6 protein-coding genes are annotated in these 23,082 nt (G+C 75.4%); 3 read left to right on the forward strand and 3 right to left on the reverse strand.

Annotated elements, in window-relative coordinates:
• Positions 1–25: 25 nt before the first annotated feature.
• The 3 genes from FHS22_RS26060 to FHS22_RS26070 are packed head-to-tail and all read right to left on the reverse strand — an operon-like array spanning position 26 to position 12,054.
• Positions 26–5,557: a type I polyketide synthase gene (locus FHS22_RS26060; protein WP_184945740.1), complete on the reverse strand. Its 5,532-nt coding sequence runs from the start codon at positions 5,555–5,557 to the stop codon at positions 26–28.
• Positions 5,554–10,770: a non-ribosomal peptide synthetase gene (locus FHS22_RS26065; protein WP_184945741.1), complete on the reverse strand. Its 5,217-nt coding sequence runs from the start codon at positions 10,768–10,770 to the stop codon at positions 5,554–5,556. The genes FHS22_RS26060 and FHS22_RS26065 overlap by 4 nt, the downstream gene beginning before the upstream one ends.
• Positions 10,771–10,785: 15 nt before the next feature.
• Positions 10,786–12,054: a thioesterase II family protein gene (locus tag FHS22_RS26070; RefSeq protein ID WP_184945743.1), complete on the reverse strand. Its 1,269-nt coding sequence runs from the start codon at positions 12,052–12,054 to the stop codon at positions 10,786–10,788.
• A 259-nt stretch (positions 12,055–12,313) separates the two neighbouring features.
• Between FHS22_RS26070 and FHS22_RS26075 the strand changes: the two genes are divergently transcribed.
• Genes FHS22_RS26075 through FHS22_RS26085 form a run of 3 tightly spaced genes read left to right on the forward strand, consistent with a single transcriptional unit; the run spans position 12,314 to position 23,065 of the window.
• Complete coding sequence (locus FHS22_RS26075; RefSeq protein WP_184945745.1) at positions 12,314–18,979, forward strand: non-ribosomal peptide synthetase; 6,666 nt, start codon at positions 12,314–12,316, stop codon at positions 18,977–18,979.
• Positions 18,976–22,098, forward strand: a complete 3,123-nt coding sequence (locus FHS22_RS26080) for a non-ribosomal peptide synthetase (RefSeq protein ID WP_184945747.1) — start codon at positions 18,976–18,978, stop codon at positions 22,096–22,098. Before FHS22_RS26075 ends, FHS22_RS26080 begins: the two co-directional genes overlap by 4 nt.
• A 58-nt stretch (positions 22,099–22,156) precedes the next feature.
• Positions 22,157–23,065: a hypothetical protein gene (locus FHS22_RS26085; protein ID WP_184945749.1), complete on the forward strand. Its 909-nt coding sequence runs from the start codon at positions 22,157–22,159 to the stop codon at positions 23,063–23,065.
• Positions 23,066–23,082 lie beyond the last annotated feature (17 nt).

Here is a 23,082-nt window from a genome sequence, read left to right on the forward strand (position 1 = left end):
CGCTCCGGTGGGCCGTCCCGCCGGATCAGCCGGGGGTGGTGGTCCGGGGCTGGCGGGCGATGGCGGCCGGAGCCGTCTCCCTCGCGTTCCCCTTCGCCCGCATCTCCTCGACCAGGGCCGCCATGCCCGTCACCGTCGGGACCTGGAACAGGGTCCGCATGGGGAGCTTCACCCCGGCCTTCTTGCGCAGCAGCGCGATGAGCTGGACCGCGACGAGCGAGTTGCCGCCGAGTTCGAAGAAGTCGTCCTCCACGCCGACCCGTCCCGCGCCCAGCACCTCGCCCCAGAGCCCGGCCAGCATGCCCTCGGTCTCGTTGCGGGGCGCGACGTAGCCGTCCGCGCTCCCCCCGCCGCCGTCCGCCGCCAGGTCCAGCTGCTCGGCCACGGTCTCCTGGGTGAGCTCGCGCACGCCCGCCACGAACTCCGCCAGGGCGGTCGCGTTGACGACCGTCTGGGGGCCGAGGCCGGCGGCGAGCAGGCGGCGGAAGGCGTCCGCGCCGCCGGCGGGCGAGATGCCGCGCTGGGCCCCTTCCAGGTCCACGCCCGCTCCGGCCGCCGCGGACTCCTCGGCCACGACGGGCTGCTCCGCCGTCTGCCGGGCGCCCTCCCCGACGGTGGCGGCGACGGCGCCGGTGTCGACCCGGCGGAGCACGAAGTCGGAGATGTCGACGAGCGCGCGGCCGTCGTCCCCGTAGATCGTCAGATCGACGGAGACGATCTCCCCTCCCCCGGTGTCCCGGTGCCTGGCGTGACTCCAGATCCGTGCCTGGAGCGGTGCGTGCACGGTGATCCGGCCGTAGCCCAGCGGCAGGTAGCTGTGCTCGCCCGCGGCGCTGACGAAGGCGGTGGCCTCGTCGAGCAGGGCCGGGTGGATCCCGAAACGGCCGAGTTCCTCGGCGGCCTCGGGCGCCGCCTCCAGCCGGGCGAGCTCCTCCTCCTGCCCCAGGTGCACGGCGCGCAGGCTCCGCCAGCGGGGGCCGAAGGCGACGAGGCCGGACGCGGAGGCGAACATGTCCGCCGCCCCGTCGCGGGAGCCGTACGAGCACCGGTCCCGCAGCTCGGCCAGGTCGGCGGCCTGCTCGTCCGCGGGCACCCACGCCGCGCCGCCTCTGGCGTGCGACCTGGTCGTCCCGCCGACGACGCTCACCACCTCGAAGTCCACGCCGTCCCCGCCGGGTGAGAACAGCACCCGCAGTTCGGCCGTGGCGCCCTCGGCGACCGCCAGCGGCGCCACGAAGGCGACGTCGCGCAGCTCGACGACGTGACCGGGCGCCGGAGCGGGCACGGTCGCCTCGAAGGCGTGGCGGACCGTCTCCAGGTAGCCGGTGCCGGGCAGCACAGGCTCCCCGGCGACGCGGTGCTCGGCCAGCAGCCAGTGGGTGTCGGGGGAGATCGTCCCGGAGGTCCAGGGCAGCCGGTCGGCGGAGTCGTGCCGGTGGGTGAGCACGGGGTGGTCCAGCGGGCTGACCCGGTCACCGCGCTGCAGCGCGCGGAAGGCCACCGGCGCGGCGACCTCGGCGGCCATGCCGACCTCCAGCCAGGCGCCCCAGTTGGCCGAGATCACCCGTCCGGGCCAGGTCTGCGCGTAGGCGTCGAGGAAGTTGTTGGCGGCGCAGTAGTCGACCTGGCCGAACCCGCCCGCCACCGCGGTCACCGAGGAGCACAGCAGCACGAAGTCCAGGTCGAGGTCTCCGAAGACCTCGCGGAGCGCGACCGTGCCGGTCAGCTTCGGCGCCATGACCCGCTCGGCCGCCTCGCGCTCCTTGACCTCGGCCATGCCTCCGCCGGGCAGGCCCGCGGCGTGCACGATGCCGTCGATCCGGCTGAAGCGCGCCAGCGCCTCCTCGCGGACGCGGCGCAGGCCCTGCGGGTCGGTCACGTCGCAGGCCAGGACGAGCACCTCCGCGCCCGCCTCCTCCATCCTGCGGACCGCCGCCACCGCGCGGGCGGCGCGGTCCGCGCCGTCGAGCGCGTCCCACCGCTCGCGCGGGGGCAGCCCCGACCTGCCGAGCAGGACCAGCCGGGCCCGAACGCGCCGGGCGAGGTCCTCGGCCAGGGTGAGGCCGATCCCGCCGAGGCCGCCGGTGACGAGGTAGACGCCGCCGTCGCGCAGTCCTTCCGGAGCGCCCTCCCGGCCGGCCGGGGCGGCCACCGGCACGGGCTCGTAGCCGCGTACCCAGCGCCGCCCGGACCGCAGCACCACCGGCGACGGCGGCGTGCCCTCCGCGGGCGCGTCGAGCGCGGGATCGCGGGCGATCTCGGCCAGCACGGGGCCGAAGTCGTACGGCGCCGCGCCGCCCTCCGCGTCCGGGCCGCCCGTCCCGGCCTCCAGGTCGATGTGCCGGACCGACAGCCAGGGCGCCTCCAGCGGGACGACCTTGGCGATCCCGGCCACCGTCGCGTGCTCGGGGCGGCGCAGGTCGGGACCGAGCACGCCCTGCGTGCCCGCGGTCAGCACGTCCAGGTGCACCCCGGACTCCCGTTCCGCCTGGGCGAGCGCCTGCACCAGGGCGAGCAGGCTGAAGAAGCCGGGATCCTGCGCGGCGAGGACGCCGGCCGCGTCGCGGGCGGGCGCGCCGTCGAGGGCCCAGGCGTGGACGATCCGCTCCGGCACCCCGGTCTCGGCGACCAGCGCCTCGTAGTCCTCGCGGGAGCCGGGCCGGATCGTGATCCCGCCGTCGGCGGTGCGGCCGTACCGCTCTCCGGGAGAGACGGTCAGCACCTCCGTCCCGGCCGCGCGCAGCGCCGCCGCCAGCGGGGCGGCGGACGGGCCGGCGAAGACGAGGCAGCGGTCCGGTCCGGGTGCGCCGGAGACGGGGACGGGCTCCTGCCGCCAGGCGGGGAGGCTGAACCACTCCTCGACGGGGAGTGCGCCGGTACGCGGCGGGACCGGGTAGATCAGCTGCGGGTCGGGCAGGACCGGCACCCAGTGGTGGGAGCGTTCGAAGGGGTAGGCCGGCAGCGGGACACGCCGCCCCGGCGCGCCGAGGGCTTCGGCGTCGAGCCGGATCCCCGCGGTCCACAGGGATCCGGCGGCGGCGTAGAGCACCTCCGGGTCGGACTTGGGGTCCGCGGGACCGGGCAGGCTCGCCAGCGGCGCCGGGGCGCCGGAGGGCAGCTGGGTCCTGGCCAGACCGGCCAGCTGGCGGCCGGGACCGCACTCGACGAGCCGCCACTCCCCCTCCGACAGGAGGGTCGCCACGCAGTCGCCGAACCTGACCGCGCTCCGCAGGTGGCGGGTCCAGTAGGCGGGGTCGACCGCGTCCTCGGCGGTGATCCACGTTCCGGTGACGTTCGACAGGAAGGGCAGCGCGGGGGCGTTGCGGGGAATCGAGGCGACGATCTCGTGGAACTCGGCGAGGACGGGGTCCATCATGGCCGAGTGGAAGGCGTGCGAGGTGCGCAGCATCGTGCGTCCCACGCCCTGCTCGGCCAGGCGCGCGCCGTACTCCTCGACCAGGCCGGTGGGCCCGGCCACGACGCAGGTCCCCGGCCCGTTGACGGTCGCGATCGACAGGCCGTCGGGCAGGCTCTCCCGGACCTCCGCCTCGTCCAGGCGGAGCGCGAGCATCGAGCCCGGCGGCATGCTCTGCATCAACCGGCCCCGGGCGGCGACCAGGCGCAGCGCGCCGGGCAGGTCGAAGACCCCGGCCACGGTCGCCGCGACGTACTCCCCGATGCTGTGGCCGATCATCCCGGCCGGTTCGACGCCCCAGGAGCGCCAGAGGCGGGCCAGCGCGTACTCGACGGTGAACAGCGCCGGCTGGGTGAGCGCGGTCTGCCGGAGCCTCTCGTCGGCGGCCTCCCGGCCGTCGTCTCCGGGGAAGAGCAGGTCCCGCAGGTCGAGGCCGAGCTCGGCGCGGAGGAGCTCGGCGCACTCGTCCACGGCCTCCCGGAAGACCGCCTCGGTGCGGTAGAGCCCGGCCCCCATCCCGGCGTACTGCGCGCCCTGGCCGGAGAAGAGCCAGGCCACGCGCGGCTCCGCGCCCGCCTGGCCCTTGACCAGGCGGCGGGGGTCGGCGAGCGCGCGGACCGCGTCCCCGGTGTCGGTGGCGACGACGACCGCGCGGTGCTTCATCTCCTTGCGCCCGGTGCGCAGCGTGAAGGCCACGTCCGCCAGGTCGAGGTCGGCCGCGCCCGCCAGCCGGTCGGCGAGCCTGCCCGCCATGGCGTCCAGCGCGGACGGGGTGCGGGCCGACAGCCGCAGGAGGTGGACCGGGCGGTCCTCCCGGGGCGCGGGTTCCGCGGCCGGGGCCTGTTCGAGCACGGCGTGCGCGTTGGTGCCGCCGATGCCGAAGGAGCTGACGCCCGCCCGGCGGGGGAACTCGCCGGTCTCCCACTTGGTGAGGGCGGACACGACCTGGAAGGGGTTGTCGCCGAAACCGATCCGGGGGTTGGGGCTGGTGTAGTTGAGGTTCGGCGGGATCATGCCGTGCTCGATCGACAGGACCGTCTTGATGAATCCGGCGATGCCCGCGGCGGGGCCGAGATGCCCGATGTTGGTCTTGACCGAGCCGATCCCGCACCAGCCGGCCTCGTCGGTGTCCCTGCCGAACACGCTCGACAGCGCCGCCACCTCGATCGGGTCGCCGAGGGAGGTGCCGGTGCCGTGCGCCTCCACGTAGGTGACGGTGCGCGGGTCGACGCCGGCCAGGTCGAGCGCCTGGGAGACCGCGGCGGCCTGCCCTTCGACGCTCGGCGCCGAGAAGCCCACCTTCGTGGCGCCGTCGTTGTTGATGGCGTTGCCGATCACGATGGCCCGGACGTGGTCGCCGTCGGCGAGGGCGTCCGACAGCCTCTTGAGCACGGCGATCCCTCCGCCTCCGCCCCAGATGGTGCCCGCGGCGGAGGCGTCGAACGCCCTGCAGTGCCCGTCGGAGGCGTAGATGCCGTCCTGGTGGTACTGGTAGCCCCACTCGGGCGGCATCTCGATCGACACGCCGCCGCTGAGCGCCATGTCGCATTCGCCCGACCGCAGCGCCTCGCAGGCCACGTGGATGGCGACGAGGGAGGAGGAGCAGGCGGTGTGCAGGGTGAGGCTGGGGCCGCGCAGGTCGAGCTTGTAGGAGACCAGCGTCGACAGGTAGTCGGGATGGTTTCCGGTGTAGATGGCGAGGTTGCCGACGGAGGCGTGCGTCTTGCGGTCCCTGCGGATGAACATCCACTGGTACTCGTCGGAGCCGATCGCCCCGTAGACGCCGACCTCTCCCGGGTAGCGCGCGGGGTCGTAGCCGGCGTCCTCCAGCGCGCTGTGCGACAGCTCCAGGAACATGCGCTGCTGCGGGTCGCGCAGTTGGGCCTCGCGGGGGGACATGCCGAAGAAGGCGGCGTCCAGGGCGCCGTAGTCGTCGGCGATGGACGCCGCGCGCACGAAGTTGGGGTCGTCGAGGAGGTAGTCGGGCACGCCGAGCGCGGCCTGCTCCTCCCGGGTGTAGAACCTGACCGACTCCACGCCGTCGATGAGGTTGCGCCAGAACGACGGGACGTCGGGCGCGCCCGGCATCCGGCAGGCGAGCCCGACCACCGCGATCGGCTCGACCGCATATTCCTCGGTCATTCCTCATTCTCCTGTCTTCCGGCCGGGTACGGCCGGCGGGATGGTGCCCTGCGGGACGGGGTCCGGACCTGCCTGGCGGCGATCCGCCGGGAGGCGCGTTCCGGGCCCGGGGTGCGCCCGGCGCCGTCGAGGTGGGCGGCGAGGGAGCGGATCGTGGGGAAGCGGAAGAGGTCGACGATGGGGACGGCGCGGCCGAGCAGCGCCGCGAGCCTGGCCTGGACCTCGGCGGTGGCGAGCGAGTGCCCGCCGATCTCGAAGAAGTTCTCTCCTGCGGAGATCCTCGGCAGGCCGAGCACCTCCCGCCACACCCCGGCGACGAGCCGTTCCGTCGCGCCGGCCGGCTCGTCGGCGCGCGTGCCGGCCGGGCGGGGCGCGGGTTCGGGCAGCGCAGCCCGGTCGGCCTTCCCGTTCGGGGTGAGGGGGAGCGCGGGCAGCAGGATCACGTCGGCGGGGACGGCGTGGGACGGCAGCCGGTCGCCGAGGTGCCGGCGGAGGTCGGCCGGCCGGACCCCGGCCCTCGCCGGGACGGCGTAGGCGCGCAGCACCGGCCCGCCCGGCCGGTCGGCGACCGTCGCCGCCGCCGCCCGGACGTCCGGGTGCTCCATGAGCGCGCCCTCGATCTCGCCGAGCTCGACCCGGTAGCCGCGGATCTTCACCTGGCCGTCGGCCCGCCCGGCGAGCACGACCCGCCCCGCGGGGTCGTACCGGCCCAGGTCGCCCGTGCGGTACCGGCCCGTCTCCCCGTCCGCCTCGGTGGTGAAGCGCTCCCGGGTGAGCCGCTCGTCGAGGTAGCCCTCGGCCAGCCGCCGGCTGCGGATCACCACCTCTCCCAGCTCTCCCACGGCGGCCGGCAGGCCGTTCCCGCCGAGTACGAGCAGTTCCGCGCCGTCGGCCCCGCGTCCGACCGGGACGGCGTCGCCGTGACCCCCGGGGCCCCCGGGCCCGGCCTGGTCCGCGCGGTCGCCGTCCGCGATCTCGAAGACCGCCTGCACCTGGGGCGTCTCGGTGGTTCCGTAGGCGTTCACCAGCCGCGCGGCCGGCGCGACCTGCCGGAACCGGGCCGCCTCCGCCCACGTGAGCCGGTCCCCGCCGAACAGGACCAGCCGCAGGGCCGGCAGCGGCACCCCGGCGGCGGCGACGAGCACGGCCAGCTGCGGGGTGAGGTGGGCGACGGTGACGGCGCGGTCCCGCAGCCATCCGGCCAGCCGTGCGGGGTCGCGGATGTCGTCCTGGTCGGGCACGTGGAGCGGGCCGCCCAGGACGAGCGGGGTGAGGGCGTCGCGGAGCAGGGGGTCGTGCGCGAGCCCGGCGAGCAGGGCGAACCGGTCCCGCCCGGTCAGGCCGTACGCCTCCGGGTACCAGCCGAGGAAGCGGGCGAGCGGCCCCTCCGCCGCCCGCACGGGCTTGGGGTCGCCCGTGCTGCCGGAGGTGAAGGAGAGGTACCCGCGCTCCCCGGCCGGCACGACCGGCACCGCCTCCGGGAGCGGACGCCGGCCGGCGTCCGCTCCCGGCTCCTGCGCGCGGCCTCCTCCCGGGGGGAAGGGCTGCACCGGGGCGAGCCCGGCCAGCTCGGGCGGCGGGGCCGTACCGGGGCAGCACAGCAGCGCGCGGGCGTCCACCGCGGCCGCCTGGGCCGCCAGCCGGGCGGGCGGGAGGGCGGGGTCGAGCACGGCCCAGCGGGCCCCGGCGGCCAGCACCCCGAGCAGCAGGGCGGGCAGCTCGACGCGGCGGGCGGCCAGGATCGCGACGGCCCGGCCGGGACCGGCGACGGCGGCGGTCGCGGCGGCGGTCCGCGTCACCAGGGCGGCCAGTTCGCCGTAGGTCAGCTCGCCTCCCGCGCCGGTCACCGCGATCCTGTCCGGGTGTTCGGCGGCCCTGGCCAGGACGCGTTCCACGACGCCCTCGGCGGCCGGGCCGGGCGGGGCTCCGGCGGGTGCGGGCGCGCCACCGGCCGACGCGTCACCGGCCGACGCGTCACCGGCCGACGCGTCACCGGCCGACGCGTCACCGGCCGACGCGTCACCGGGCGGCGGGGCGTCCTGGGGGCGCATCGACGCGAGCCGTACGGGCTGCTCCGGTGCGGCGACTAGCTCTCCGAGCAGGTGGACGTAGCCGGCCAGCAGCGCCTCGATGCGCCCGGCGTGGAACAGCCGGGGGTTGTACACGGCCTGGAACACGTAGCGTCCGCCGCGCTCTCCGACGTAGAGCGTCAGGTCGAACAGGGAGCCCGGCAGCCCGGGCGGGAGCGGGCGGGCGCTCACCCCGGGCAGGTCCAGCCGGGGCTCGGTGAAGTCGTACATGTTGAACAGGACCTGGATCAGCGGGTTGCGCGACAGGTCGCGCCCCGCGCCCAGCCTCTCGACGAGGCGCTCCAGCCGGACGTCCAGGTGGGCGAAGGCGCCGGACAGCTCCCGCTGGCACTCGGTGACGTGGCCGGCGAACGCCGCGTCGTCCGCCACGGCCAGCCGTACCGGGACGACCTGCACGAGGCAGCCGACCAGCGGCTCGAACGCCGGATCGCGCCGGTCGGCGACCGGTGTCCCGACGACCATCTCGGGCTGCCCGGTGAGCCTCCTCATGACCTGGGCGAACGCGGCGAGCATCACGGCGTACGGCGTCGCGCCCAGCCGGGCGGCGAGCGCGCGGACCCCGGCGCCGGTCTCCGCGTCCGCCTCGGCCCGGGCGGTGGCGCCCTCGAAGGTCTGCACGGCGGGGCGCGGCAGGTCCCGCGGCAGGTCCAGTACGGCGGGCGCCCCGTCGAGGTGGCCGGCCCACCGGTCGAGGGCCGCGGCGTCCTCGCGCCCGGTGAGCCAGGCCGCGTAACCGCCGAAGGAGGTGGCGAGCGGGGTGAAGGGGTCGCCCCGGTAGGCGCGCGCGATGTCGTCGTAGAGCACGTCCTGCGACCAGCCGTCGAAGACGATGTGGTGCGCCGTGACCGCCAGTACGTGGTCGTCCTGCGCCAGCCGGAGCAGCCGGGCCCGCCACAGCGGGCCCGCCGCCAGGTCGAAGGGCGTCCGGGCCTCCTTCTCCAGCCATTCCCCGACCCGTTCCGGGACGCCGTCCTCCGCCCACTCCCCGGCCGGTGCGTCGGCGGGCAGGACCTCGACCGGCAGCCCGACCTCGCCCGGCGGGTCGACGGCCACGGCCGGCACGCCCCCGGACTCCTCGATCCGCCAGCGGAGCACCTCGTGCCTGGCGGAGACCGCCGACAGCGCCGCGCGCAGCGCCCCGGCGTCGAGCGGGCCGGTCAGCCGCTGGGCCATCGCGATGTTGTGCACGGGCGTGCCGGGCGCCAGCCGCTCCACGAACCACATCCGCCGCTGCGCGGCGGAGAGGGCGGGGGCGGCGGTCCCGGCGGGCGGGTCCTCGATCGGCGGAGCCTGCCCGGCTCGCAGGGCGATGCCCTCGACCGTCCGGCCGGCCAGCACGTCCTCGACGGCGATCTCCCTGCGCAGACCGGCCCGGAGTCCCGCCACCAGGTGCATGGCGAGCAGGGAGTGGCCGCCCGCGGCGAAGAAGTCGTCGTCGAGGCCGGGTTCGGGCACCTCGAACGTCCTCGCCCAGACGGCGGCGACCGTCTCCTCCACCGCGTTCCGGGGAGCCCGCGTCCCGCCGGAGTCGGCGTCGCGCGTCCCCCTCCCGGCGGGGAGGCCGTTCCCCGTCCCGGCGGGCGGGCCGCTGCCGTCCCCGCCGGAGCGCAGGAGGCCGAGATCCACCTTGCCCGCCACGGTCAGCGGCAGCGACGGCAGCCGGACGACCCGGGTGGGGACCATGTAGGCCGGGAGCCTGGCCAGGCAGTGGTCGCGGACCCCGTCCAGCGCGGGGGCGGACGCGGGCGCCAGGTAGGCGGTCAGCTCGGCCAGCCCGCCGGGCCCGGTGTCCAGGTCGACCACCGCGTGGCCGACGTCCGGGTGGGCGCGGAGCACGGACTCGATCTCCCCGATCTCCACCCGCTGGCCCTGCACCTTGACCTGCCGGTCCAGCCGGCCGAGGAAGCCGATCCGGCCGTCGGGCTCCAGCACCACCCGGTCGCCGGTGCGGTAGAGCCGGGCGCCGGGCGGGCCGTAGGGGTCGGCGACGAACCGTTCGGCCGTCAGGCCGGGCCGGTCGAGGTAGCCCCGGGCGAGCTGGGGGCCGCCGATGCACAGCTCTCCCGGCGTGCCCGGCGGGCAGGGGGCGAGCCGGTCGTCGAGGATCCGGGCGGTGCACCCGGGCAGCGCGCGGCCGATCGGCAGCGGACGGTCCCAGGTGCCGGTCAGCTCGCCGCCGACCACACAGACGGTGGTCTCGGTCGGGCCGTACCAGTTGTGGAAGCGCCGCAGCCCCGGCCGCGACCAGCGGGCCACCTGCTCGGGGCCTGCGGGCTCCCCCGCGGTGAGCAGGTCGCGCAGCAGGGGCAGCCGGTCCGGGTCGAGCAGCGGGAGCAGCGCGGGCGGGATGGTCCCCCAGGTGACCTCGTGGTGTTCCAGGAAGCGCTGGAGCCGCACCGGATCGGTCCGGTCCCCGTCGGGGATGAACATCACCGAGCCGCCCCTGGCCAGCGGGGCGAACACGTCGAGGACCGACACGTCGAACCCGAGCGCGGCGAAGCCGATGCTGCGGCATCCGGCGTCGAGGCCGAACAGCTCTCCGGCCATGGTGACGAAGGAGACGGCGGCGGCGTGGCTCACCACGACGCCCTTGGGCCGCCCGGTGGACCCGGAGGTGTACAGGACGTAGGCCGCGTGGTCCGGACGGATCCGGCACGGCGGGGTCCCGGCCGGGCCGGTCGCGGGCTCCGGGGATCCCCCGTCTCCGGGGTGCCCGGGCGGCGCGCCCGCGGCCGTCCCGCCGCGCGGTCCCGTCAGCCGCACCGGGATCCCGGCGAGCAGCCCGCGTCCGTCCCCGTCGGCGACGACCGTGCCGATGCCGGCGTCCTCGATGACCGTGCGCAGTCTGGCCGGCGGATGCGCGGGGTCCAGCGGCACGTAGGCCCCGCCCGCCATCATGACTCCCAGCACCGAGACCAGCAGGTCGGGTGTACGGCGGCCGCAGACGCCGACCCGGGTCTCCGGGCGGACGCCCGCCGCGCGCAGGCGGCCGGCCAGCTCGCCCGCGGCGTCGACCAGCTCGCGGTAGGTCAGCGTCCGGTCCCACTGCCGGACCGCCGTCGCGTCCGGCGTGCGGGCGGCCTGGCCCACGACGAGATCGTGCAGGGACTGCCCCGAGGTCATCCGCTCACCGCTCCATCATCGATCGGTCCGCATGTCGGCGCTCAGCCGGGTCCGGTCGCGGGGCACCGCGACCGCCGCCACCGCCTCGCCCAGCGGCGTGTTCAGGGACAGGAGGATCACCCACCAGCCGGCGCCCGCGGGCCACGGACCCGGGGCGGCCAGGTCGGGGAAGCCGTCCGCGGCCCGGCCGTGCGCGCCCGCGCGGGACAGCGCCCGCCGGGCCGTCCTGGCGCGGAGCTCCAGCCACGGCCGGTCCTCCTCGGCCGCGTCCGCTATCTGCTCCCGCTCCCCCGGCCCGAGCCCGTCATCGCGGGAGGACCCGTGGGAACCTCCGGGAGAGGCCGCGCCGTACGCGTCCAGCAGTCCCACGGCCGCACCGACGGCGCCGCCGCGGACCGTCGCCTCGATCGTCAGGCCGTCCGCCCGGTCCACGGCGCGGGAGGGCCCGCCCGCGTCTTCGCCGGGCGCGTCTCCGCCGGGGTACACGCGGATGTGGATCTCGTCGTCCTCCGGATCCGGCGGGCCCGCGCTCCCGCCGGGGCCGGGCCCCGCGAGATCGGCCGCGATGAGCCGGGCGAGCTCCGCGGCGCCGTCCCGGAGGAAGAGGTGGCCGCCGCGCAGCGTCCGCAGGCCGAATCCGGCGCGGGTGTGGCGCGCCCAGCCGAGCATGTCGTCCGGCGGCACCTCTCCGTCGTCGAGGCCCGCGAACGCCACGACGGGGACGTCCAGCGGCGGCTCGGGCGTGTAGCGGTACCGCTTGATCCAGGTGAAGTCCGACCGCAGCACGGGCAGGAGCAGCTCCCGCAGCTCGGGCACGTCCCTGAGCTCCTCGGGGGCGCCGGCGCGCCGTACGAGCTGGTCGACGAACGCCTCGTCGGGCAGGTCCGCCGCCGCGGCCAGCGGCACCCTCCGGTCCGGGGGGTGGGCTGCTCCGGCGTAGAGCCTCAGCGGCGGGGGCAGGCCCCGGCGGCGCAGCTCGCGTGCCACCTCGAAGGCGATCCGCGCGCCCATGCTGTGCCCGTAGAGGGCGTACGGCCGCCCCGTGTACGGCGCGATCTCGTCGGTGATCTGCGGCACGGAGAACCCGGGCGGCTCCGCGATCCGGTTCTCCCGGCCGGGAAGCTGGACGGCGACGACCTCGACGGCGCCGGAGACGCCTTTCAGGCCGTGATAGGCACCGGCCGCCCCTCCCGCGTAGGGGAGGCAGACCAGTGCGGGGGCGGACGTGGAGCTGGGAGTCGGAAGGGGGGTCGGTCGCGTAATCGAGAGGGGCTCGATCGCCATCTGCCAGGCGCTCCTCCGCGGGACAACGCCGTCCCGTACGGTTCAGAGGGATTTAATACGCACGATAAATCACCTTATATCCACCCGCACAACCCGACGTCAACACGAATTAGGTGCTTCCGGTATCGAGTATTTCGGTCATCCTGATTCACGAAGCAGTCATTTATGACTTGTCTTCCATCTCGACTCAGCACGGGCAGATATGCATGAATGTCCTTCATCAGATGTAACGCGCCGCCCACCCGAAAGTGAGCCAGGTGTGACATCCTCGCCCGGCCTGTCCTCGAGCAACCTCCGGCTCTCCGACACCAAGCGGGCCCTCCTCGAGCAACGCCTGCGCCGCCGCACCCCCGTGCGGGCCCCGGCCGTCCCCCGGCGTCCTCCGGACCGGCCGGTCCCGCTCTCGTTCGGGCAGGAGCGGCTGTGGTTCATGGAGCAGTTCGCACCGGGAAGCGCCGCCTACACGATCCCGATCCCCCTGCGGCTGCGCGGCCCCCTCGACGCCGACCGGCTGGAGCTCGCCCTGCGCGCCGTCGTGGCGCGGCACGAGAGCCTGCGGATGCGCTTCCCCGCCGACGAGGACGGCCGCCCGTACGTCCTCATCGGGGAGACCCCCGACGTCGAGCTGCGCCGCACCGCCGCCGACGAGGCGTCCGCCGCGGACATCCTGAGCGCCGAGACGGCCCGGCCCTTCGACCTGGCCGAGGGACCGCTCATCCGCTCCACCCTGATCCGGCTGGCCGAGGACGACCACGCGCTGCTGATCACGGTCCACCACATCGCGGCCGACGGCTGGTCCACCGAGATCCTCACCGAGGAGCTCCGCGCCCTCTACGGCGGCGCCGACCTGCCCGACCTGGAGGTCCAGTACGGCGACTACGCCCTGTGGCAGCGCGAACGCCCGGTCGCCGAGCAGGACCTCGCCTACTGGCGGGAGCGGCTCGCCGGAGTCCCCCCGCTGGAGCTGCCCGCCGACGGCAGACGCCCCGCCCAGCAGACCTTCGCCGGCGCCGCGCACGGCTTCCGGCTGGACCGCGGGCTGGCGGACGCGGTGGCCGGGTTCGCCGGGGAGGGCGGCGCGACCCTCTACATGGCGCTGCTGGCGGCCTACCAGGTCCTGCTCGGGCGCCACTCCGGCCAGGAGGACTTCGCGGTCGGCTCGCCGGTGGGCGGCCGGCCCCGCCGCGAGCTCGAAGGCATGATCGGGCTGTTCGTCAACGTGCTGGCGATGCGCGCCGAGCTGGGCGGCGATCCGACCTTCCGGGAGCTGGTCGCCCGGGTCCGCCGCAGCGCCACGGAGGCCTACGCCCACCAGGAGCTGCCCTTCGAGCGGCTCGTCGGGGAGCTCGGAGTCGTCAGGGACGTCTCCAGGTCTCCGGTCTTCCAGGTCGTCCTCACCCTGCAGAGCTACCGGAACGACCGCCAGGGCGGCTGGCCGGGCCTGACGGCCGAGCCGTTCGACATCGAGGCCCGGGCCGCCCGCTTCGACCTGGAGCTCTTCCTGGAGGAGGAACCGGACGGGATCAACGGGATCTTCATCTACAACCGCGACATGTTCGGCGCCGAGACGGTCGCGAGCCTGGCCTCGCAGTTCGAGACGCTGCTGCGCGCGGCGGTGGCGGAGCCGGACGCCCGGATCTCGGAGCTGGAGATCGTCCCTCCGGGCGAGAGGGAGCGGATCCTCGCCCACGCCGCCGGCCCGCGCGAACCATGCGACCGCGAGGCCACCCTCGGCACGCTGTTCGAGGCGCAGGCGGCGCGGACCCCGGACGCCGTGGCCGTGGAGTTCGAGGACGTGCGGCTGACCTACGCCGAACTCGACGCGCGGGCGGGCCGGCTGGCCCGCCGGCTGCGCGGACTGGGGGTCGGCCCCGGTTCCCGGGTCGCGATCTGCGCCGAGCGGTCTCCGGAGCTGGTCGCCGGCCTGCTGGGCGTGCTGAAGGCGGGCGGGGCCTACGTCCCGCTGGACCCGGACTACCCGGCGGAGCGGATCGCCTTCATGCTCGCCGACGCCGAGGCCGCGGTCCTGCTCGTCCAGCGGACCGTCGCCGACCGCCTGCCGCCGACCGGCGCGGTCACCGTACCGCTGGACGAGGTGGGGGACGGCGCCCGGGACGAGGCGCGGGACGAGCCTCCGCCCGGCGGCCCGCCGCCCTCCGCGGGTCCCTCCGACATCGCCTACATGATCTACACCTCGGGGTCGACGGGCCGCCCCAAGGGCGTGCCCAACACGCACGCGGCGATCGTCAACCGGCTGGACTGGATGCAGCGCTCCCACCGCCTGTCGGCCGGGGACGCCGAGAACGCCGGGGACGCCGGGGACGTCGTGCTGCAGAAGACCCCGGCCGGCTTCGACGTGTCGGTGTGGGAGTTCTTCTGGCCGCTCGTCACCGGCGCCAGGCTCCTGCTCGCCCGCCCCGGCGGGCACCGGGACACCGCCTACCTGCGCGATCTGATCATCGAGCGGGGCGTCACGACGATGCACTTCGTGCCGTCGATGCTGGCGGCGTTCCTGACCGAGGAGGGGATCGAGCGCTGCACCTCGCTGCGGCGGGTGGTGTGCAGCGGCGAGGAGCTGGCACCGCACGTGGCCGAGCGGTTCTTCGCCCGGCTGCCGGGCGCGGAGCTGTACAACCTGTACGGCCCGACCGAGGCGGCCGTGGACGTCACCCAGTGGCGGTGCGTCCCGGGGGACGCCACGGTGCCCATCGGGCACCCGGTGCAGAACACCGAGCTGTACGTCCTCGACCGGCGGCTGCGTCCCGTGCCCTTCGGGGTCCCGGGCGAGCTGCACATCGGCGGGGTCCAGCTCGCCACCGGCTACCACGCCCGGCCCGGGCTGACCGCCGAGCGGTTCGTGCCCGACCCGTTCGGGCCGCCGGGCTCGCGCCTGTACAAGACGGGGGACCTCGTACGGCTCCGCCGCGACGGGGCGATCGTCTTCCTCGGCCGGATCGACACACAGGTCAAGATCCGGGGCCAGCGCATCGAGCTGGGCGAGATCGAGTCGGTCCTGCGCGAGCAGCCGGGCGTGGGCGAGGCGGTGGTGACCGTCCGGGAGGACGGCGCTCCCGGCGACCGGCGGCTGGCCGCCTACGTCGTGCCCGCGGCCCGGCCCGGCCCGGCGGCGCCGGAGACGGCCGCCGGCCCGGCGCCCGACCCGGCCGGCCTGCGCACGGCGCTCAAGGCCCTCCTGCCCGACGCGATGGTGCCCTCCGCGATCGTGGTGCTGGACGCGCTGCCGCTGAGCCCCAACGGCAAGCTGGACCGGGCCGCGCTGCCCGCACCGGAGCGGCACGGCGAGGCGGGCGGCCGGGGCGCCGAGCCCCGCACGCCCGCCGAGCGGGCCATCGCCGGGCTCTGGCGGGAGCTGCTCGGCGTGGAGACCGTCGGCGTGGACGACGACTTCTTCGAGCTGGGCGGCCACTCCCTGGTGGCCGTCCAGGCGGTCGCGCGCCTGCGCAAGGTGCTGCCCGGCCTGGACGGAGGGCGCGCGGTCGGGGTCATGGACCTGTTCAAGCACCCGACGGTGCGCGCCCTGGCCGAGCTCGTGGAGCGGGCGGACGTACCGCGCGGACCCCGGTCCCTGCTGTACGAGCTGACCCGGCCGGGCCCCCGGCGGAGCATCACCTACGTCTGCATCCCGTACGGCGGCGGCCAGGCGATGGTCTTCCAGCCGCTGGCCGACGCGCTGCCCGAGGAGTGCGCGCTGTACGCGATGGCCTTCCCCGGCCACGACCCCGGCCTGCCCGACGAGGAGACCAAGCCCCTGGACGAGATCGCCGACCAGTGCGTCACGGAGATCCTGGAGGGCCTCGACGGCCCGCTGGCGATCTACGGTCACTGCGGCATCGGCGGTGCGCTCGCCGTGGAGGTGGCCCGGCGGCTGGAGGCCCGCGGCCGGGAGCTGGAGGCCGTCTACATCGGCGCGATCTTCCCGTTCGCCCGGCCCACCGGCCGCATCGCCGGCCCCCTGGGCCGGCTGCTCCGGACGGACCGGCTGCGCGGCGACCGGGCCTACGAGAACCGGATGAAGTCGATGGGCAACGACGTCTCCGGGCTCGACGAGGAACAGATCAGGTTCATGGTGCGCAACCAGCGGCGGGACACCCTGATCGCCGAGGAGAGCTTCACCCGCCTGCTGCAGGAGGAGATCGCCCCGCTCCGCGCGCCGGTCGTCTCGGTGGTGGGCGAGCAGGACCCCGCGACGGACTACTACCTCGAGCGCTACCGGGAGTGGCACTTCCTCAGCCCGGTGACGGCGCTGGTCATCCTCGACGAGGCCGGGCACTACTTCCTGAAGTACCGGGCCGAGGACCTGGCAGAGATCCTGACCAACACCCACATCGCGATGGGGTACGGCGCCGCGCACACCCTCGACCGGACCTCGCGCGGCCCCGCCGCGGGCTGGTGGATCGAGGAGACCTCCGTCCGCCCGCCCGGGGCCCCGGACGCCTCCGGGGGCACCGCCCCGGAGGCGGCCACCGCCCCGGAGCCGCCGGCCGCCCTCGCGGGCGGGAACGGCGCGCCGCCGGCGACGCGCGCGGGCGGCCGTACGGCACCGGCGGCCCGCACGCGGGAGCGCCCGCCGCGCCGCCGGGACGCCCGCCCCGCACCCGAACCCAGCATGCGGCGGTTCATGGTCGTCGCCCTGGCCCAGCTGGTCACGATGACGGGAACCGCGATCACGGACTTCGCGATCCCCGTCTGGATCTATCTGGCGACCGGGTCGCTGGTGGACTTCGCGCTGTTCACCGCACTGTCGATCATGCCGGGAGTGGTGGCCGCGCCGCTCATCGGCGCGCTGGTGGACCGGGCGGGCAAACGCCGGATGATGGCCGTGGGCGGCTGCCTGGCCGGGGGGACCCAGCTCGTCCTGGGCGCGCTGCTGTGGACCGGGAACCTGGAGATCTGGCACTTCTACCCGCTGACGGCCTGCCTGTCGGTCGCCCTGATCTTCCAGCGGCTGGCCTTCACCACCGCGCTCCCCCAGCTGGTGCCCAAGCAGTACCTGGGCCACGCGGCCGGCCTCGTGCAGATGGTGATGGGCACCTCCCAGTTCGTCGCGCCGCTGGCGGCCGTGGCGCTGCTGTCCTCCATCGGCCTGGAGGGCATCCTCGCCGTCGACGTGGCCAGCTTCGCGGTCCTGCTGGGCGTGCTGGTGCTCGTGCGCTTCCCCGCCACCATGGCCCATGTGCGCAGGGAGACGCTGACGGCGGAGATCGCAGGCGGTTTCCGGATGTCGTTCGGCAACCGCCACCTGCGGGCCGCCCTGCTGTACTTCGCGGCGCTGAACGTGATGCTGGCGGCGCTGCTGCTGTCGATCTCGCCGCTGGTGCTGTCCTTCGCCACGCTCTCCACCGCCGGGCAGATCTCCTTCGCCGGCGGCGTGGGCGCCACCCTGGGCGGCCTGGCGGTCGCGCTGTGGGGCGGCCCCCGCCGGCGGCGGATGCGGGGGGTGCTCCTGGCCACGCTGCTGCTGAGCTTCTTCGCGGTCGTCACCGGCCTGCACGCCTCGCCCCTGGTGGTGGGGGCCGGCGCCTTCGGCCTGTGGTTCAGCCTCTCGATCGTCAACGGCGTCTTCATGACGATCGTGCACGTGAAGGTGCCGCAGCGCTTCCACGGCCGGGTCATGGCGGTCAACCAGATGATCTCGTGGTCGACGCTGCCGCTGGGCATGGCCGTGGTCGCGCCGCTGGGCGAGCGCCTGCTGGAGCCCCTGCTGGCCCCCGGCGGCGCGCTGGCCTCCAGCGTGGGCGCCGTGATCGGCGTGGGCGAGGGCCGGGGCATCGCCTTCATGTACGTCATCCTCGGCCTCGGCATCGCCGTGCACGTGCTCGTCTCGATGCGGATCCCCGTACTGGCCCGGTTCGACGACGAGGTCCCCGAGGCCACGCCCGACGACCTCGTCGGCGCCCAGGCCCTGCGCGAGCGGGCGGGCAACCGGGTCAGCCTGGCCTGGAGCGCGCCCGCGTTCGCCAAGGCGCTCACCATGCCGCTGTCGCCGGAGAAGGCCTCGGCCCTGCTGGGCGCAGAGGTGGAGCGGGTCGTGCTGCGCACCGGAGGGGAGATCAGCGCGGTCTACGAGGTCCGCTGCGCCGACCGGAGCCTGCCGCATCCGGATCTGATCGTGAAGCTCTACCCCGACCTGTTCACGGCCAGGCTCCGCAAGGAGATGCTCGTCTACGACCTGCTGCGCGGCAGCGGCGTGCCGGCGCCCTCCGTGGTGAAGTGGGACGAGTCCAGGCGGGACCTCCCCCACGCCTACCTGGTCATGACGAAGGTCGAGGGCAGGCCCCTGTCGGAGGTGTCCGGGGCCCTGCCCGAGCCGGTGATCGCGGGCCTGTACCGGGAGATGGGGACCGCCCTGCGCGCCCTGCACGGGGTCGAGCTGCGGGAGTTCGGCCCGGTCGACGGGGTCCGCGAGCCGGACAACGAGGCCTACCTGGGCGGGCAGCTCGACCTGCGGACGGCCCAGTTCGCCGAGTTCGGCGGCGACCCGGCCCTGCACGCCGAGATCGTCGGGTACGTCGCGGCCCGGCGGCACCTGCTCGCACGCTGCCGCACGCCCGTGCTCTGCCACCACGACTTCCACGAGCGGAACGTGATGGTCGCGGAACACGACGGATCGTGGCACCTCACCGGTGTGATCGACATGGAGAACGCCCTCGGCGGCGACCCGCTCATGGACCTGGCGAAAACCGACTACTTCGCGGTCAGGGGAGATCCCGTGCGCCGCCGGGAGCTGCTGGCCGGGTACGGCGGGCTGCCCGCCGACTGGGCCGAACGCGTCGCCCTCTACCGGCTCTACCACGCGCTGGACCAGTGGGGATGGCTGGCCACCATCGGCGAGACCGACACCCTGGCCCCCATCACCGACGAGATCCGCGCCTGCCTGAAGGACCCACCGAAGGAGAACCGTTGACCGACGTCTTTCCCGCCTCGTTCGCCCAGGAGCGGATCTGGTTCCTGAGCGAGCTGCAGCCGGGGCTCGCGGTGTACAACATCGCCGCGTGCTCCGCCCTGCCCTGGATGCGGCCGGTCGACCCCGGGCTGCTGGAGCGCGCGCTGGGCCTGATGGTGCGCCGGCACGAGCCGCTGCGCACCGCTCTCGCCCTCCGGGACGGGCAGGTCGTGCAGGCCGTCGCCGCCGACGTCCCGGTCTCCCTGGCCAGGAGCGACGTGTCGGGCGCGGACGACCCCCGGGCGGAGTTCGAGCGGATCGCCGCCGAGGAGTCGGCGGCGCCGTTCGCCCTCGACCGGGCCCCGCTCTGGCGGGCCCGGCTGGTCCGGCTGGGGCCGGGCGAGGACGAGTGGCGGCTGCTCTTCGTCGCCCACCACACGGTCTACGACGCCTGGTCCGCGCAGATCTTCGCGGAGGAACTGGCCGAGCTCTGCACGGCGCTGCGCGAGGAGCGTCCGCCGCGCCTGCCGGACCTGGCGATCCAGTACGCCGACTACGCCGTCTGGCAGCGCGACCGGCTCGCCGACGGCGCGCTCAAGGCCGACCTGGACTACTGGCGGGAGAAGCTGGCCGGGAGCGTCCCGCTGGAGCTGCCGCCGGACCGGCCCCGCCCGGAGGAGTTCGGCTACGCCGGCGCCACCGTCGGGTTCTCCGTCCCGGACGGCACCTCCGGGCGGGTGGCCGAACTGGCCAGGCGGACCTCCACCACGCCGTTCATGGTCCTGCTCACCGCGTTCGCCGCGCTGCTGGCCCGATGGACGGGCCGGACGGACGTCGTCGTGGGCTCCCCGGTGGCCGGACGCGAGACACCGGAGCTGAACCCGCTGATCGGCATGTTCGTCAACACGCTGCCGCTCCGGATCGACCTGGGCGGCGACCCGGCGTTCGGCGAGGCGCTGGAGAGGGTCCGCACCACGGTCCTGGAGGCCCTCGACCACCAGGACGTGCCGTTCGCCAAGCTCGTGGAGGCCCTCCGGCCGCCGCGGGACCCCGGCCGGACCCCTCTCTACCAGATCGGCTTCAACCAGCTCCCGATCGACGCGCACGGCAGCCAGCTCTCCACCGGCACGGCCAAGACCGACCTCACCCTGGAGGTGCAGAGCCCGCAGGGCCGGCTGGGCGGCTGGATCGAGTACAGCACCGAGCTGTTCGAGGAGGACACCGTCCGCCGCCTGCTCTCGGCCTTCCTGGTCCTGCTGGAGGCGGCGGTGGCCGACCCGGAGCGGCCGGTCTCCCGGCTCCCCCTCCTGGACGCCGGGGAGCGTGACCGGATGCTGGGCTCCTGGCACGGCCCCGCCTCGCCGTACCCCGCCCGCTGCCTGCACGAGCTGGTGGCCGAGCAGGCGGCGCGGACGCCGGACGCCCCGGCGGTCGTGTCGGGCGGCGCGGGCGGCGCGGGCGGCACGGTGACGCTGACCTACGCCGAGCTGGAGGCGCGGGCCGACGGCCTGGCCAGGCGGCTGCGCCAGCGCGGGATCCGGGCGCAGGCCCCGGTGGCGGTGTGCCTGCCGCGGGACGCCGAGCTGATCGTGGCGCTGCTGGCGGTGCTGAAGGCCGGGGGCTGCTACGTGCCTCTGGATCCCGACTACCCGGCCGACCGGCTCCGGTTCATGCTGTCCGACTCGGGCGCCGGGCTGCTGCTGACCCGCTCGACGCTGGTGGGGCGCCTGCCCAGCGACCACCCGCCGGCGGTCCTGCTGGACGCGCTGATGTCCGGGCCCCTCCCGCCGCTGCCCCCGGAGAGCGCCTCCCCCGACTCCCTCGCCTACGTCATCTACACCTCCGGCTCGACGGGCACCCCCAAGGGGGTGATGGTCCCGCACCGGGGCGTGGTGAACCTGGTCACCGGCCTGGGGTTCACCCCGGCGGAGCGGATGCTGCTGCTGACCTCGCTCTCGTTCGACATCGCCGCGCTGGAGATCTTCGGGCCGCTGCTCGCGGGCGGGACCGTGGTGATCGCCCCGCCGTACGGGACGAACGGCCTCGGCGCGCTGATCGCGGAGGCGGGGGTGACCACGGTGCAGGCGCCGCCCTCGGTCCTGGAGGAGATCGTCCGGCGGCTGCCCGCCGGGCTGCCCCGGGTGTTCAGCGGCGGCGAGCCGCTCTCCGCCCGCCTGGCCGGCCGGATCCACGAGGTCGCCGGGGAGCTGTGGAACCTCTACGGGCCGACGGAGACGACGATCTGGTCGGCGGTCCACCGGGTGCCCCGGGACGCCGGGACCGTCCCCATCGGCCTTCCGGTGGCCAACACCGTCGCCCACGTGCTGGACGGGGCGATGGAGCCGGTCCCGCCGGGGGTGGCGGGCGAGCTGTACCTGGGCGGCGACGGCCTGGCCCGCGGCTACCACGGCCGCCCCGGCCTCACCGCGGAGCGCTTCGTCGCCGACCCATTCGGGCGCGGTTCCCGGCTCTACCGGACCGGTGATCTCGTACGGCGGGCGCCCGACGGCACGATCGAGTTCCTGGGACGCGTCGACGACCAGGTCAAGGTCCGGGGCGTGCGGATCGAGCTCGGCGAGGTGGAGGCGGCGCTGTCCGCCCATCCCGGGGTGCGCAGGGCGGTCGCGGCGGTGCGGGACGACGCCCCCGGAGGCCGGGCGCTGGTCGCCTACGTCGACACGGAGGTACCCGCCGGGGAGCTGCGGGCGTTCCTGCAGAACCACCTGCCCGCGACGATGCTGCCCAGCCTGTACGTGCGGGTCGGCGACTTCCCGCGGCTGCCCAACGGGAAACTGGACCGGGCCGCCCTGCCCGCGCCGCACACGGGCGGTGAGCCGTCCCCCGCGGCCGGGCCGTCCACCGCGGGCGAGGAGCTGGTGCACGAGATCTGGTGCGAGGTCCTGGGCCGGGCGGACCTGGGGATCGACGACGACTTCTTCGACGCCGGCGGCCACTCGCTGCTCGGCACCAGGGTGGTCGCCCGGATCAGCTCCGAGATCGGCATCGACCTGCCGCTGAACGTCCTGTTCACCACCCGTTCGATCCGCCGTCTCGCGGTCGTCGTCGAGGAACGGCTGGCCGCCGAGATCGACCAGCTGTCCGAGGAGGAGGCCGAGTCGCTGATCGACGGACGCTCCTGAGCCGCGGAAGCGGCGGGCCGGACGCGGTGGGAGGCGGCTATCGGGGTAGGCGGGGGGCATGGCACCTTCCTCAGCCGGCCGGCCGGGAACGCCCGGCCCCGCCGCGACGACGTCCGAGCCGCCCGAAACGTCCAGCCGGTCCGGGACACCCGGCCGGACCGGGACGCCCGGCTGGGCCGGGGCCGTGCACGCCCTGGCCCGCGGCGCCGCCGCGCTGCGCGGCGGGCGGGCCCTGCACACCCGCGGGCAGTCCTTCCTCGCGGCCTTCCGGGTCGTCGACCATCCCGACATCTACCTGGGCATCCCGGTCCTCGACGAGCCCGGGGAACTGCAGGTGCCGGTGCGCCTGTCGAAAGGCGCCTCCCTGCCGGGGCGGCTGCCCGACGCGCTCGGCCTGGCGATCCGGCTGCCGTGCGGCTCCGCTCCGGACGGCGATCTCGACCTGCTGCTGACCACGACGGGCTGGCCGAGGTTCCTGCCCTTCCCCAGCACCGGATTCGCCTCCGGCGTCTTCTCCACGCTGGTCTCCTACCGGCACGCGACCGGGCGGATCCGCTTCCTCGCCGTCCCCGCGGAGCCCGGCCGGAGACTCTCGGCCGACCCCCGCGAGCTCGTGCCGGCGGTCCAGGCCGCACCGCTGAGGTTCGTGCTGGGCATCGAGGGGTTCCACCGGCGGCCGCTGGCGTATCTGACGGTGCACACTCCGTTCCCGGAGGGCGAGGCGCAGACGTTCGACCCCGTGGTGAACAGCCATCCGGCCCTGCAGTTGCACGGGTGGCTGCGGCAGGCCCGCGCCGCCGCGTACGCGGGCTCCCGGCTCGGCCGCAGCAGTCCCCGGAGCGGACGGGACCGGCCTCAGGAGGGGGGCGGCCGGGGTCACCTCACCCGCCAGGACGACCAGGGCGAACAGCAGAATTCCGGACGCCTTCCGGAGCGCGTTCCCTCAAAAATCCACGGAAACGGATAAGTCAACCAACCGTCAGG

It is taken from the genome of Thiemannella venezuelensis (assembly GCF_014203605.1).
Classification (GTDB): domain Bacteria; phylum Actinomycetota; class Actinomycetes; order Streptosporangiales; family Streptosporangiaceae; genus Planomonospora_A; species Planomonospora_A venezuelensis.